Annotated in this window: 12 protein-coding genes; 10 read left to right on the top strand and 2 right to left on the bottom strand. The window is 59.0% G+C overall.

Annotated features, from left to right (window positions below):
• Positions 1 to 6: 6 nt before the first annotated feature.
• From N6L24_RS11515 to N6L24_RS11505, 3 genes are all read left to right on the top strand, one after another.
• Positions 7 to 1,431: an aldehyde dehydrogenase family protein gene (locus tag N6L24_RS11515; RefSeq protein ID WP_271844851.1), complete on the top strand. Its 1,425-nt coding sequence runs from the start codon at positions 7 to 9 to the stop codon at positions 1,429 to 1,431.
• Positions 1,432 to 1,449: 18 nt separating this feature from the next.
• Positions 1,450 to 2,625 (top strand): acetyl-CoA C-acetyltransferase, encoded by a 1,176-nt coding sequence (locus N6L24_RS11510; protein ID WP_271844823.1) that lies wholly within the window; start codon positions 1,450 to 1,452, stop codon positions 2,623 to 2,625.
• A gap of 399 nt (positions 2,626 to 3,024) precedes the next feature.
• Positions 3,025 to 4,467 (top strand): hypothetical protein, encoded by a 1,443-nt coding sequence (locus tag N6L24_RS11505; RefSeq protein WP_271844822.1) that lies wholly within the window; start codon positions 3,025 to 3,027, stop codon positions 4,465 to 4,467.
• Positions 4,468 to 4,574: 107 nt separating this feature from the next.
• Here the strand turns inward: N6L24_RS11505 and N6L24_RS11500 are convergent, their stop codons facing one another.
• On the bottom strand, positions 4,575 to 5,108 hold the full coding sequence (locus N6L24_RS11500; RefSeq protein WP_271844821.1) for a winged helix DNA-binding protein: 534 nt from the start codon (positions 5,106 to 5,108) through the stop codon (positions 4,575 to 4,577).
• Positions 5,109 to 5,347: 239 nt separating this feature from the next.
• On the opposite strand from N6L24_RS11500, the gene N6L24_RS11495 reads away from it, so the two are divergent.
• From N6L24_RS11495 to N6L24_RS11470, 6 genes are read left to right on the top strand one after another with little or no spacing between them, the layout of a single operon-like run.
• Entirely contained in the window at positions 5,348 to 6,319 is a 972-nt protein-coding gene (locus tag N6L24_RS11495) for a TRAP transporter substrate-binding protein (protein WP_271844820.1), read from the top strand.
• 57 nt (positions 6,320 to 6,376) lie between these two features.
• Positions 6,377 to 6,925 (top strand): TRAP transporter small permease, encoded by a 549-nt coding sequence (locus N6L24_RS11490; RefSeq protein WP_271844819.1) that lies wholly within the window; start codon positions 6,377 to 6,379, stop codon positions 6,923 to 6,925.
• 8 nt (positions 6,926 to 6,933) lie between these two features.
• The gene (locus N6L24_RS11485) at positions 6,934 to 8,229 is read left to right on the top strand and encodes a TRAP transporter large permease (RefSeq protein ID WP_271844818.1); all 1,296 of its coding nucleotides are present in this window, start codon (positions 6,934 to 6,936) and stop codon (positions 8,227 to 8,229) included.
• Positions 8,230 to 8,233: 4 nt separating this feature from the next.
• On the top strand, positions 8,234 to 8,977 hold the full coding sequence (locus tag N6L24_RS11480) for a 5-oxoprolinase subunit B family protein (protein ID WP_271844817.1): 744 nt from the start codon (positions 8,234 to 8,236) through the stop codon (positions 8,975 to 8,977).
• Entirely contained in the window at positions 8,974 to 9,984 is a 1,011-nt protein-coding gene (locus N6L24_RS11475; protein ID WP_271844816.1) for a biotin-dependent carboxyltransferase family protein, read from the top strand. Before N6L24_RS11480 ends, N6L24_RS11475 begins: the two co-directional genes overlap by 4 nt.
• 12 nt (positions 9,985 to 9,996) lie before the next feature.
• Positions 9,997 to 10,755 (top strand): LamB/YcsF family protein, encoded by a 759-nt coding sequence (locus N6L24_RS11470; protein ID WP_271844815.1) that lies wholly within the window; start codon positions 9,997 to 9,999, stop codon positions 10,753 to 10,755.
• 12 nt (positions 10,756 to 10,767) lie between these two features.
• On the opposite strand, the gene N6L24_RS11465 is transcribed toward N6L24_RS11470, so the two are convergent.
• A complete protein-coding gene (locus N6L24_RS11465; RefSeq protein WP_271844814.1) occupies positions 10,768 to 11,787 on the bottom strand; it encodes a LacI family DNA-binding transcriptional regulator in 1,020 nt (339 codons plus the stop codon).
• Between the two features lie 105 nt (positions 11,788 to 11,892).
• Between N6L24_RS11465 and N6L24_RS11460 the strand changes: the two genes are divergently transcribed.
• Complete coding sequence (locus N6L24_RS11460) at positions 11,893 to 14,208, top strand: DUF1989 domain-containing protein (RefSeq protein ID WP_271844813.1); 2,316 nt, start codon at positions 11,893 to 11,895, stop codon at positions 14,206 to 14,208.
• The last annotated feature ends 13 nt before the right edge of the window (positions 14,209 to 14,221 follow it).

Below are 14,221 nucleotides of genomic sequence, written 5' to 3'. Positions count from 1 at the left end.
AGAGACATTAAGAACATCGGAAAATTTTACATCAATGGCCAATGGGTGCCGCCCACCGGCAGCGACGTGCACGCCCTGATCAATCCGGCCACTGAAGACAAGCTCTATGATATCCCGATGGCGGAAATCGCCGATGTGGAGGCCGCGGTGGCCGCCGCAAAAGCCGCTTTTGACGACTGGTCCATGACAACCCCCGCGCATCGCTTGGGGCTGCTGCGCAGGCTGTTGGTGCTTTACAACGACAATTACGATGAAATCGCGGAGCTGATGACCCGCGAAATGGGAACGACGCTGGCCTTCTCCAAATCTGCGCAGGCTTGGGTGGGCACCGCACATATCGAAGCCGCCATCGAAGCGCTGGAAAAGCTGGAATGGTCAGAAATGCGCGGCACAACCCAGATTGGCTATGAGCCGATTGGCGTTTGTGCTTTGATCACCCCTTGGAACTGGCCGATGAACCAATTGGTGGTCAAAGCCGTGCCCTGTCTGGCGGCCGGCTGCACCATGGTTGCCAAACCATCCGAATATTCGCCGCTGTCGTCGATCCGTTTTGCCGAGTTGGTGGAAGAGGCGGGTTTCCCGGCGGGCGTGTATAATCACATCACGGGGCATGGCCATATTGCTGGCGAAGCGCTGGCGGCCCACAAGGATGTGGATATGATCTCTATCACCGGATCCACCCGCGCCGGTGTTGCCGTGGCCAAAACCGCCGCCGACACGGTAAAACGTGTTGCGCAGGAGCTGGGGGGGAAATCCCCCAACATTATCTGCATGGATGCGGATCTGGAAAAGGCCGTCACCGAAGGGGTGGACGCCTGTTTTATCAATGTGGGTCAAGCCTGCCGATCGCCAACACGCATGTTGGTGCCAGCGGCCAAGATGGCACAGGCCAAGGCCATCGCCAAGGCTGCTGCCGAAGCGCATAGCGTGGGCGACCCGATGACGGATGTCTCGCTCGGCCCGGTGGTCAATGAAAAACAGTTCAACCATATCCAAAGCCTCATTCAGGCTGGCATTGATGAGGGGGCGACACTTGTGACCGGCGGCGTCGGGCGGCCCGATGGGCTGAACAAGGGGTACTATATCCGTCCCACAGTCTTTGCGGATGTGACCAACGACATGACCATCGCGCAGGAAGAGGTCTTTGGCCCGGTTCTTGCGATAATCGGTTATGACACCGAAGAGGAGGCAATCGCGATTGCCAATGATACGGTCTATGGTCTGTCCGGCTATATCCAGACCCCGGATCTGGAAAAAGCCCGCAACATGGCGCGCCGCCTGCGGGTTGGGTCGATTTGGATCAACAATGCCGACTGGGAGGCCACTGCGCCCTTTGGCGGGTTCAAGCAATCCGGCAACGGGCGTGAGCACGGCGAATGGGGCCTGCATGACTATTTGGAAATCAAAGCCATCGCAGGCTACACCGGATAAATCCTGAGAGGGATCAGCATGACCGAGGTTTTCATCGCCGCCGCAAAACGCTCTCCGATTGGCAAGCTTGGGGGCATGTTGGCCCCCCTGTCTGCCGCTGAAATCGGCGGTCAGGTTTTGTCGGATGTGGTGGCAGTGTCAGGGATCGACCCCGACGCGATTGACGATGTGTTGATCGGTCAGGTGCTGACGGGTGGGGCGGGGCAAAATCCGGCCCGTCAAGCGGTGCTCAACGCTGGGCTGCCGAACGCGCTGCCAGCCATGACCTTGAATATGGTCTGTGGCGCTGGGCAGCGCTCCATCCATTTGGCCGCGCAAGCGATCAAAGCCGGGGATGCGCAGGTGGTTTTGACCGGCGGGCAGGATTCGATGAGCCAAGCCCCGCATTTCTTTGCCGCCCGGCGTGGCACCAAGGCCGGGGATGTGGCGATCAAGGACATGATGATCACCGATGGGCTGTGGGACGCTTTTCACGACATTCATATGGGCAATACGGTTGAGCAACTGGCAGAACGCTATCAGGTCACACGCCATGCGCAGGATGCCTTTGCGCTTGAGTCTCAGGGCAAGGCCAGTCAAGCCATATCAAAAGGGCTCTTTGAGGCTGAGATCACGCCCATCCGGGGCAAAGACAAGCGCGAAGCCTTTCTGTATCAGCACGACGAACACCCGCAGCCGGACACCACGCTAGAACGTTTGGCGGCGATGCGGCCTGTTTTCCAAGAGGATGGCACCATCACGGCGGGCAATGCCTCTGGTCTCAATGATGGGGCGGCGGCGATCCTGGTCTGTAGCGAGGCGGCGCTGGCAGCGCACAAGCTGACGCCGTTGGCGCGGGTGGTGTCATATGCCGCCATCGCGCTTGCGCCGTTGGACATGGGGCTTGCCCCTGCCTTTGCGGCCCGAAAGGCGCTGAGCAAGGCGGGCTGGCACCATGAGGACCTTGACGTGATGGAAGTCAACGAGGCCTTTGCGGCGCAGGCCATTTCGGTGAACCGCGAGGTCGGTTGGGATGTCGCAAAGATCAACCCCAACGGCGGGGCCATCGCGCTGGGCCACCCTTTGGCGGCTTCGGGCAGCCGGATTGTGGTTTCCCTGGTGCATGAGATGCAGCGCAGATCTGCCAAACGTGGTTTGGCTACCCTCTGTATCGGTGGTGGCCAATCCGTCGCGCTTTGTCTTGAGCGCCCCTGACGCCACTTTCCCGATACTGACCGACTGCGCGCGGCGCAAAAAATGGTCGATGTCGCTGCAGCAGCAGCGTGACACAGGCCGCATGAATCACCTGTGCAGCGCGCTGAAAATCCCAGGTTGAATACCTCGCGAAGTCTCAAAACGATTTTTATGGGCGCAGCGAGCCGCCGTGACGGCCCCACCTGCCGGCGAAATGGTGCTCAATTTTCCTCAAGGAAAATAGCCATTTAGCACAGAGGATTAAATTTTTAGCACATTTAATAAACTTTTTTGTGGGTGATTTTGAAATAATCGTACATAATGTGAAAGATATTATCTATCTCTGGAGGAGAGGGTGTGATTATGATCCCCAAAAAAATGGCCCTGGCGGCTTTGTGTGCAAGCGTTTCTTGGACTGGCATGGCCATTGGACAAGCTGCACAGCAGGTTTCGCCAAGCGACAAGGTCGAAGAGGCGGTTGATATCGCGCTCAAGCGCCCAGGCACCTATCGGCTTCACAATGTCGAAGAAGCGCAAAAGCTGTTTGATGAACAGCAAGAAATCGGCGAAGGCAACAGCATTGGGGACGTTCCGGGCTATTTCCGCAACATGGTCTATGATGCCGAGCCGGCGATCCTGCCTGCGGGGACAGATACGGCCACTTTGCAAGCGGCGCTGGACGCGGCATCTACCGAAATCAATGGCGGTGTCGTGCGCCTTGAGGCCGGGGATTATGAGTTGGGCACCGTTCACCTGCGGTCCAACACGCGGCTGGAAATTGATCCCGGCGCAACCATCAAGATGCAGGACATCGCGCTCTTTGTTGCCGGTCGTGGCCTGACCGCGACCACAGCCGGGCGCGCCGAACAGGTGATCAACTTCGAAGTCACCTCCACGCATCCTACCGAGCAGTTCACCATCGATGCGAGCCACAAAAAGGCCAAAAGCCACAATGGCCCTTTCCTGATCGCATCCGCCAAGAACTTTGCCATTTCCAACGCCAAGGTTTTGGACAATTACACCATTCTCTCCCAGGTGTTCTTGATCGCAGACTCTGACACGGAAGTTGGCGCCAAAGAGATCGATGGCGAAATCGTTCGCAACATCAGCTTTGACCGCTGCCCGGAATTCGGCGTTGTTCAAAATATTGAAGGGCATAAGCAGCATACAGGCTATGGCACCGTCCAGGTCTTTTGCGGCGAGAACCTCTATCTGGCAGACATCACCGGCTATGGCGGTGTGACCCTGCGCCTTGAGCCTGGCTCGGGCCCAGATCACCTGAACAAGTCGGGCAAATATATCGGCGCTATGCGCGATATTAAGGTGGAAAATATCACCAATGTCGAAGGTTTCACCGCGCTGTATCTGAAGCCGCACTCAAAAGAGATCTACAATGTCGAGGCCAAAGACATCTATGGCATCGACTCCGGCTTTGCGCTGATGGTCGACTACGGCAACCAGAACCCGGATGATCCTTATTTTGGGCGTGGCCACTTCCACAACACCAAAGTGTCGGGCGAAATTTCCCTGAAGAAAACCAAAGACGGCGAAAACAGCCGCGTTGGTCGCATGGCGCTGTTCTATATTGCGGATGAAACCCGCGCCGGTCGCCATGAGTGGGAAATGTACACCCCCGACCCATCCGGTGGCCGCTGGAAAACATCTGACGTCGTTGTGCCGGTTCTGCTGGCCTCTGAAATGACGGCTGAAGATGTCGGCGATTGGCATCAGGGTCTTTATAAAATTGACCTGAGCGAAGCCAACATCTCGGGTGAAAACCTCATCCGCGACGAACTGATCCTCTATCGCGGCGATACCAAGAACTTCGACGGCACAGTGAATGTGAAGAAAATCAATCAGTGACTCTCCCCGTCTGACCCCACCTCCTACCCTTAGGGGTTAGACACACTAGAAGACGGCGTGCAGTTTCACGCCGTCTTTTTTTGTGCCCGCGCGCAGCGGGTCATGCGCTAAAGAGAGGCCGCCGCGCGGCTGGCCTGATCGTACTGCCCGGACAGGGCGCGCAGTTTGCGGGCAAGTTCGCGAAAATCTGCGCCATCGTGTTCCGCCAGATCAAAACCCTCCAGCAGACATTGTTTGCGCACTTCGCGATAGGCCTCGCAGAGCGCCTTGCCCTGTGTCGAGGTCTGATAAAACACCTCTTTGCCGCGCTTTTCTGATGTCACCAGATCCGCCTTCAACAGTTTGCGCAATGCATAGGTGACGGTGTGCGAATCCTCGATATTCAGCAGAAAACAGATGTCGGACAACCGTTTGTCGCGGTCGCGGTGGTTCACATTGTGCAGGATCAGCGTCTCCAGCGGGCTGAGATCCGGCTGACCTGCGGCGGCCATGCAGCGTGACACCCATCGGGTGAAGGCGTTTGACGCGATGATCAGGCCAAATTCGAATTCTGACATCTGCCAGCCTTCGCCCTCTGCCAAATGGCGGGAGGAGACAATGCGGCGTGGTTCCTGTGCGTGGTCGCTGGGGTGATCCGTCATATCAAGGCACTTTCCCTATATTTTATGGGTAATCTGTCGCCATTTTATGCAGATGAGTCGGGAATTCTCAAGCTGGCTTGGGCAAACCCCGATCATACGGGCAAGGAGTGGTCGCATGTTTCAGAAAAATTATCTTTTTGAACTGGCCTGTTAGGGCGGTTTTTAGAGTATTTCGGCATAACGTTGACAAATTACAAACGTTATGCAATCGTTGTGCATCACTGTTTAGGGAGGAAACAATGTTCAATCTGCACACGTTCGGGGGCGCAGCCCTCGCGTTGGCAAGTCTTGCGTTCACAGCGCAGGCCGAATCCTGGGATATGCCGACGCCATATCCGGATGCCACGTTCCACACGGCCAACATCTATCAATTTGCCGAAGACGTCGCCGCCGCCACGGATGGCGCACTTGAAATCAAAGTGCATTCCGCTGGCTCATTGTTCAAACATGCCGAAATCAGCAAGGCCGTGCGCAGCGGTCAGGTCCCCGCCGGGGAGTTTTTCCTCTCGCTACTGGCCAATGACAATCCAGCCTACGGTTTGGATTCCCTGCCATTTTTGGCAACAAGCTATGACGAAGCCGAACGCCTCTGGGCGGCGCAAAAACCCGTCATTGATGAGTTGCTGGATGGCCAGCGTCTGATGGCGCTTTATGCGGTGCCTTGGCCGCCGCAGGGCCTGTATACCACCAAGGAAATCAACACAGTAGAGGACCTCGCCGGGCTGAAGTTCCGCACCTATAGTGCAACTTTGGAAGAGTTCGCCGCCCTCGCAGGGGCCGCGCCAACACAGGTCGAGGTGCCCGATATTCCGCAGGCCTTCAGCACCGGCCGGGTTGAGGCGATGATCACCTCACCCTCGACAGGCGCGAATTCAAAGGCGTGGGATTTCCTGACTCACTACACCGACATTCAGGCCTGGATTCCCAAGAATATCGTTGTGGTCAACAAGCGCGCATTCCAGCGGCTGGACGAGGCAACCCAGGCCGCTGTTCTGCAGGCCGCAGCCGAGGCGGAAGCCCGCGGCTGGGAGATGAGCCGCGCAGAAACGGCGGAGAAAGTCGCCATTTTGCAGGAAAACGGCATCACCGTTGTCACCCCTTCCGAAGAGCTGATGACCGGGCTGCGCGATATCGGCGCGCAAATGCTGGAGAACTGGAAAGCTGAAGCCGGCGAAGCGGGCGCAGCCATTCTGGACGCCTACCAGCCGTAAAACATGCACCGGACGCACGGCGATGTGCGTCCGGTTTTCTGCAGAGGAGGGCAGGATATGCGTCGCAGTTTGGATATGATCTACAAGGGGGCAGGGGCGCTGGCGGCGCTGTTCATCCTGGCAATTGTGGTTTTGGTGTCTGCACAGGTTGTGTTGAACCTGGCTGACAAAATCGCGGCCGCGCTCACGGGGCGTGGACTTGGGCTGACTATCCCATCTTATTCCGATTTCACCGGATTTTTCCTTGCAGCGGCCAGCTTTCTGGCGCTGGCTTATACGCTGCGTGTTGGCGGCCATATTCGCGTGACGCTGATCACCGGGCGCTTGCCGGTGCGCTTGGCGCGTGCGGCTGAAATCGCCGTCACGGCCATTGCCCTGCTCATGAGTGGCTATGCCAGCTGGTACATGGCGCTGCTGGCTTATGAATCCTATGAGTTTGGCGATCAAAGCTCCGGCATGATTTCTGTGCCACTTTGGTTGCCGCAATTGCCTGTTGTGATTGGCCTGATGGTGCTGACCCTCGCGCTGCTCGATGAAATTGTCGCTCTGCTGCAGGGACGCGCGCCGTCTTGGGACGGCAAGGGCGAAAACCTGCTGAGCGAATAGGAAACACCATGTCGATTGCACTTTTATCCATCATTCTTCTGGCTCTGTTGTTTCTTTTTCTGGGGGCCGGGCTTTGGGTGTCATTCTCCCTCCTCGGGGTTGGCGTTGCGGCCATGGCGCTTTTGTCAGATGCGCCTATAGGCCTGGTCATGGCCACGACGATCTGGGGCCACAGCAATTCCTGGGCTTTGGCCGCGCTGCCGCTGTTTATCTGGATGGGCGAGATCCTGTTTCGCTCACGCCTGTCTGAAGACATGTTCACAGGGCTTGCGCCATGGGTGAACCGGCTGCCCGGGCAGCTTTTGCATGTGAATGTCTTTGCCTGCGGCATTTTCGCTGCGGTGTCCGGCTCTTCGGCGGCAACCGCTGCCACCATTGGCAAACTGTCGATCCCGGAACTCTCCAAACGCGGCTACCCTGAGAAGCTGATCCTTGGCACCCTGGCCGGATCTGCCACGCTGGGGCTCTTGATCCCGCCATCCATCATTCTGATCGTCTATGGGGTTGCGACCGAACAATCGATTGCACGGCTCTTTGTGGCGGGGGTTTTACCCGGTGTGCTGCTGGTGTCGCTTTTTGTTGGCTATGTGGTCATCTGGGCCTTTGTGAACCGCGCCAGCCTGCCGCGCGAAGACATGAAAGTCAGCTTCGTTGAAAAACTGCGCCGCTCGCGTCGTCTTTTGCCGGTGGTGCTGTTGATCCTTGGGGTTATCGGGTCGATCTATGCGGGCATTGCGTCACCCACCGATGCGGCGGCGCTGGGGGTCATTCTCGCGCTGATCTTGTCCTGGAGCTCTGGCACGCTAACGCGCAAAAGCTTTGTCGACGGGCTGATGAGCGCCACCGTGACCTCTTGTATGATTGCCTTCATCCTGGCGGGCGCGTCCTTTTTGACCGTGGCTATGGGCTTCACCGGCATCCCGCGCATTCTCGCTGAATGGATTGGTGCGCTCGGTCTGTCGACATTCACACTGCTGGCGGCGCTGACGGTGTTCTTTGTGATCATGGGCTGTTTTCTGGATGGCATCTCGGTTGTGGTTCTGACGGCATCGGTCATCATGCCCATGGTGCTGCAGGCCGGGATTGACCCACTGTGGTTTGGCATCTTTCTGGTGATCGTGGTGGAAATGTCGCAGATCACCCCGCCGGTGGGCTTTAACCTCTTTGTCATCCAATCCCTCACCGGGCGTGATATCTTGACCGTTGCGCGCGCCGCGCTGCCGTTCTTCTTTCTGATGATCTTGGCGCTGGTGGTGATCACCCTGTTCCCATCCATTGTGACCTATCTGCCGGAGCAGATGTAAGACCATGAGCCGAGCACAATCCGACTTTCCCCGCGTGATGCCTGCGGGCGTGACCGGGCTGCTGGTCAGCTTTGACAGCACGCTCAGCGAACCGGGCAATCGCGCTGCTTTGGCCTTTCGCGCTGCTGTGGTGGCAGAGGCGTGGGACGGGGTGGAAGAGGTGTCCTCTTCCTTGGTGTCCGTCTTGCTGCGCTTTGATCCTCTGCATATCTCACATGCGGAACTGAGTTCGCGGCTCACGCGGCTCTTGGCAACGCGCCGCTGGTATGAGGCAGCGCTTCCAGCGGGGCGACGTTTTTGGCGGGTGCCGACGGTATTTGGCACCAAAGCTGCGCCGCAACTTGAAGAGGCCGCCGCCGCCGCAGGGCTGAGCGTGGCGGAGGCGATCGCATCCTTGTCTCAGGCGCGGGTGCGGGTGGAAACCATCGGCTTCGCGCCGGGCCAGCCTTATCTGGGGGAGCTGCCGGAAGCTTGGGACATTCCGCGCCAAAGCCAGTTGACCGACCGTGTGCCCGAAGGCGCGCTGGTGGTCGCGATCCGGCAATTGGTGTTGTTTTCTGTCAGCACGCCCACCGGCTGGCGGCACGTTGGGCAGACTGCGATCAAACTCTTTCAGCCAGAGGCGGCGGACCCTTTTGTGCTGCGCGCCGGGGACGAGGTGCAATTTTTTCAAACCACGCCCGAGGCGCTGCAAAACATGCGCCGTGACCCGCTGGGCGGCGCAACATCAGAACGGATCAGGCCATGACAAGTTTGACCATTCACAGCGCCGGTCCCGCGATGAGCGTGCAGGATCTGGGGCGCAGCGGGCTTTTGGATGCCGGAATTTCGCGCGGCGGGGCCGCTGATCGTCTTGCGATCTTTGAGGGGGCGGCGCTGCTGCGCCAATCGCCAGAGCTGCCGGTCATCGAGATGATGGGCATGGGCGGCGCATTTTCCGTCAATACCGATTGCCGCATTGCCTTGACCGGGGCCCCGATGCGCGCCGTCGCTGATGGGCAGGAGCTGACCTGGAACGCCAGCCATCTGCTGAGCGCGGGCACCCGCCTCAGCATAGGGGGCTGTCGCATGGGCAGCTATGGCTATCTGCATCTGGGTGGCGGCGTGGATGGACCACGCGCGCTCGGCTCTGCCGCAACGCATCTGTCGGCGGGGATCGGCAAGGTTTTGGCCGCCGGTGACACGCTGCCGATTGGCCCCGATGGCGGGCAAGGCACGGGGGAGCTTTTGGCGCAGGACGATCGGTTTGAAGGCGGCACAATCCGCATTGTCGCCAGTTTTCAGACCGCGTTGTTTTCAGAACAAGAGCAGGCCCGTTTTGCGGCCACGCATTTTAAACGTGATGCACGTGCCAACCGCATGGGCGTGCGGCTTACTCCGCCCGAGGGCGGGTTTGCCCCGCCGGATGGGCGCAATGTGCTGTCAGAAGTGATCATGCCCGGCGATATCCAGATCACCGGCGATGGCACGCCTTTTGTCCTAATGTCGGAATGCCAGACCATTGGGGGGTATCCGCGTATTGGCACCGTGCTGCCCTGTGATCTGCCGCGCGTGGCGCAGACCCCGGCCGGGGGCAGCTTGCGCTTTGCCTTTGTGTCATTGGAGGAGGCCGTGGCGCTGGAGCGCGCCGAGGCAGCGCGGCGCAAGGACCTGCGCAGCCAACTGCGCCCCTTGATCCGAGACCCCCACCGGATGAGTAACCTGCTGTCCTATAACCTGATCAGCGGTATGATTGCCGGTGACGAATTTGAATGATCGGAGAGTGACATGAGCGCGACCATAGACCTGAATGCCGACATGGGAGAAAGCTATGGCTCCTGGACCAAGGGCAATGACGCGGCGCTTTTGGACATCGTGACCTCGGCCAATATCGCCTGCGGGTTTCATGCCGGCGATTGGGATGTGATGGCCCGCACGATGCAGTTGGCGGCAGAGCGGGGCGTCGGCATTGGGGCGCATCCCGGCTTTCCTGATCTGCATGGCTTTGGGCGTCAGCGGATGAGTTTTGGGCGCGAGTCGCTGCAGAACCTGGTGCGCTATCAGATCGGCGCAGCGCAGGCCATGGCACGCGCAGCCGGGACCGAGGTGCGGCACCTGAAACTGCATGGCGCGATGGCCAATATGGCGTCCGAAGATCAGGACATGGCGCGGGCATGTTATGAGGCGGCCCTTTCAGTTGCGCCCGATCTCATCATCATGGTGCTGGCCGGAACAGCGCAGCACCGCGCGGCGGAGACTCTGGGCTGCGCCATGGCCTGCGAGATTTTTGCAGATCGCGCCTATAATGACGATGCCACACTGGTGGATCGCGCCTTGCCGGGGGCCGTGATCCATGACGCCAAACAGGCCGGGCAGCGCACGGCCGATATGGTGAAGGCCGGGGCGATCATCGCCGAAAGCGGCACACAAATCGCGACGCGGATTGACACGATCTGCCTGCATGGCGACACGCCAGAAGCGGTGGACATCGCCCGGCAGGTGCGCGCGGCGCTTTTGGCTGGTGGCGTCGCACTGCAGCGCTTTTAGGTCTGCTTACACTCAGCTTGGCTCTTCCGCGCGGCGGGTGGAGCCGCGGGTGATGATCTCTGGCATCAGCTCTGCTGCGGTGATGTCCCTGTCTCCGCGCAGAAAGGCGCAGATTTCTTGGGCACTGCGCTGTCCCATCTCGACGATCGGCAGATGTATCGTGGTCAAGGGTGGGTTGGTGTGGGCGGAAAATTCCAGATCGTCAAACCCCATGAGCGACATCTCGTCAGGCACGCGCAGGCCGCGCCTTTGCAAATGAAAGAGCGCGCCAATGGCCAGAATGTCGGACATGCAAAAGATGGCGCTGGCCTCTAAGGGGTTTGGGGCCAACGCGCGCTCGGCCCCTTCCAGGTCCAGCGTTGTTTCAATAAATTCGAGGTTTGCGGTGCCACGCTGCGCCTTCAGCCCTTCGATTCGCGACAGCGTGCGGTCGTTGTTCGCGGTGGGGCCATGTAGAATCAGGATCTTTTGATGACCGAGATCGGCCAAGAATTGCAGCCCCATCTGCGCCGTCGCTGAATTGTCATAGCCTATGGTGGGCAATTGGGCGTCGGGTTCGTAATACGACGTGGCCACCAGCGGTATGTGGAACCGGTTAGCCTTTTCGATGAGCGCGTTATTGTGCGCCAAGCCCGACACAACCAGCCCTTCGATGCCCATATCAATCAGCTTCTGCGCCTTATGGGTTTCAAGGTCGGGGTCCGCATCGGTGACGGCCACAACCAAACTATAGCCTTCTTTGTCGAGCTCAGCCTCTAGGGAGCTGATAAATTTTGCGAAAATCGCATGGTCCAATGTCGGTATCAACGCCCCGATCGTATAGGTGCGGCCCGACTTCATGGCGCGGGCGATGGGGTTGGGGACATAGGACACTTGGGCGATGGCTGCCTCGATCAGCTTGCGAGTCTTTTCGGACACGTCATCAGGTCGATTGAGCGCGCGTGACACCGTGGCGTCTGACACGCCCGCGGCCCGTGCCACGTCCTTTATTGTTACGCCACTTCGCTGTGCAGTTTTTCTTCGAAACGTCATGAGACAGTCATGACAGGTTTGTCGGGAGAATAAAACTGTTGACATATGTAAACGTTTACACCTTCATAAATCACGAATGTAAACGTTTACATGGATGAAATTCGCATGGTGGCTTCACTCCTCAACACGTTTCAAAACGGGTTGGAACCACGCCGGGGCAGACGCTTTCCCGGGTTGTCTGCCCCGCATCCCGCCCAAAGCTGGCGGGTGGACCCGCGCAAAGCGGTCAAAGTTGACATCAAATCAGGGGACACGCTCAGCTTAGTGGGGTTGTCCAGCAGCATGCGGCCCCAGCTGTTGGCGGTGGGGGCGGACGGTCGGTCGGCCTTGGGTGACTTGGGCTTGCCTGCGGGCGGTACCTTGAATGCTCAAGCGTTTGACATGGGCCCGATGGTGGGCTGGGCGGCGGCCCAGGGCGGCACGGTGTCATCGCTTGATGTCTGTGACGTGACCTCAGAAGACGCGCTGTTGGTGCTGTCGGCCAAAGCGGCCTGTACGCTCTGGGTGATCAATCCGGCTGAGCGCGGCGCGCACGTTCTGGGCACTGGCACCGGGTGCTTTCAGCTCAACTTGAAACCGGCGTCTCCGGCAAATTTGCTTTTGCCGCCGCCGCTTGGAAAAATACGCGACGAATTCACCATCCCACGGGCCACGGCGCAGGCCTATGCGCTGCGCAAGGGGGAAGTGGTGCAAGTGATCGACGTTGCCGGGCAGCAGTGTTCCGATTTCATGGCGTTTCGCACTCGTGGTCTGGATGCGGGGCAGGAACAGTGTATCGACAGCACCGTGACGCGCACCATGGTGGGCCGCGCCTATCCGGGGCCGGGCTTGTTTGACAAGTTTTACGATTCCGAGATGCGCCCGCTGCTGAATGTGGTGCAGGACACGGTTGGGCGGCATGATACTTTTGCATTGGCCTGCACGGCCCGTGGCTATGAAGAGCGCGGCTTTCCCGGTCATGTGAATTGCTCTGACAATATCTCTGCCGCGCTTGCCCCCTATGGCGTTGCCCGTCGGTCGGCCTGGCCCGCAATCAACTTTTTCTTCAATTCTTGGATCGAGCGGTCTGACAATCACCTCTATTCGGAAGAGGCCTGGTCCCGCGCCGGCGACTATGTCGCGATGCAGGCCATGGACGATCTGACCTGCGTGTCCACAGCCTGCCCGGATGATGTTGATCCGATCAATGGGTGGAACCCAACTGACGTGCACGTGCGGATCTATGAGGCCGATGCCCCGATCCAACGTGCCATTGCCTATCGCGAAAAGGAAAACGCGCTTATGTCGATGAGCGAAAACTCGGCGTTTCACCCCCGTACGAGCAAGCTGACCAGCCAATTCGCGCCGGCGCGCGATCTGTGGATGCCGACCACCTATCCCAGTATCGGGACGCTGGGTGAATATTGGGCGTGTCGCAATACCGTGACCCTGCAGGACATGAGCAGCCTGCGCAAATATGACGTGATTGGCCCCGATGCAGAGATCCTGTTGCAAAAGGCGCTGACGCGGGATGTCGCCAAGCTGTCGCAATGGCGGGGCACCTATACGTTGATGTGTGATGCGCAAGGCGCGGTGATCGACGATGGCACGCTGTTTCGTCTTGCCCCCGAACTATTCCGCTGGTTCTGCGGCTCCGAAGAATCCGGGCGGCAGCTCAAGGATCTGTCCGAAGGTCTGGATGTGCGCATCCACGAAATGCGCGCCTCCCTGCCCAATCTTGCCTTGCAGGGGCCGCGTTCGCGCGATCTGCTGCGCAAAATCGTCTTTACTCAGCCGCATGTCCCGCAGCTTGATCAGGTCAAATGGTTCGGCGTCACCATTGCGCGGCTGCATGATCGCGACGGTATTCCTTTCATGCTGTCGCGCTCCGGCTACACAGGCGAGCTGGGCTATGAGCTTTTCTGTGCCAAATCCGATGCGGTGGCGCTCTGGGATGCGCTGATGGAGGCGGGGGCGGAATTTGGCATTCAGCCCATGGGCGGCCATGCACTGGAAACCATTCGTATTGAAGCTGGGCTCGCGGCGGCTGGCGCAGAATTCACACCGGACGTTGACGCCTATGAGGCCGGTCTGGGCTTTGCCGTTGATCTAAAAAAGGCTGATTTTGTCGGGAAAGCCGCGTTGGAACGCAACGCAGCCGCACCGCGGCGCGTCTTAAAAGGCATGATTTTTGACGCAAATGACGTGCCCGCCCATGGCGCCCATGTCTATGCAGGAGAGCGCCCGGTGGGTGTGGTCACATCGGCCACCCGCTCTCCAACGCTGGAGAAGCCCATTGCCATAGTGCGCCTTGCGGTGGAGTACGCCGACACCGGCACAACGCTCGAAGTTGGTCAGATGGACGGACACATAAAGCGTCTGTCTGGCACGGTCACTGACATTCCCTTTATCGATCCGCGCCGCGAAAGAGCGCGGGCATAAGCAACGACAACCA

The sequence above is a fragment of the Cognatishimia sp. SS12 genome, assembly GCF_028369055.1.
GTDB lineage: Bacteria > Pseudomonadota > Alphaproteobacteria > Rhodobacterales > Rhodobacteraceae > Cognatishimia.
The sequence above is the reverse complement of the archived record's forward strand: the minus strand, read 5'-3'. Positions and strand labels throughout refer to the sequence as shown.

Excerpts from the sequence above, each read along its gene's own strand:
- N6L24_RS11510 (WP_271844823.1), top strand. The coding sequence starts at position 1,450 with ATGACCGAGGTTTTCATCGCCGCCGCAAAACGCTCTCCGATTGGCAAG.
- N6L24_RS11505 (WP_271844822.1), top strand. The coding sequence starts at position 3,025 with ATGGCCATTGGACAAGCTGCACAGCAGGTTTCGCCAAGCGACAAGGTC.
- N6L24_RS11500 (WP_271844821.1), bottom strand. The coding sequence starts at position 5,108 with ATGACGGATCACCCCAGCGACCACGCACAGGAACCACGCCGCATTGTC.
- N6L24_RS11495 (WP_271844820.1), top strand. The coding sequence starts at position 5,348 with ATGTTCAATCTGCACACGTTCGGGGGCGCAGCCCTCGCGTTGGCAAGT.
- N6L24_RS11490 (WP_271844819.1), top strand. The coding sequence starts at position 6,377 with ATGCGTCGCAGTTTGGATATGATCTACAAGGGGGCAGGGGCGCTGGCG.
- N6L24_RS11485 (WP_271844818.1), top strand. The coding sequence starts at position 6,934 with ATGTCGATTGCACTTTTATCCATCATTCTTCTGGCTCTGTTGTTTCTT.
- N6L24_RS11480 (WP_271844817.1), top strand. The coding sequence starts at position 8,234 with ATGAGCCGAGCACAATCCGACTTTCCCCGCGTGATGCCTGCGGGCGTG.
- N6L24_RS11475 (WP_271844816.1), top strand. The coding sequence starts at position 8,974 with ATGACAAGTTTGACCATTCACAGCGCCGGTCCCGCGATGAGCGTGCAG.
- N6L24_RS11470 (WP_271844815.1), top strand. The coding sequence starts at position 9,997 with ATGAGCGCGACCATAGACCTGAATGCCGACATGGGAGAAAGCTATGGC.
- N6L24_RS11465 (WP_271844814.1), bottom strand. The coding sequence starts at position 11,787 with ATGACGTTTCGAAGAAAAACTGCACAGCGAAGTGGCGTAACAATAAAG.
- N6L24_RS11460 (WP_271844813.1), top strand. The coding sequence starts at position 11,893 with ATGGTGGCTTCACTCCTCAACACGTTTCAAAACGGGTTGGAACCACGC.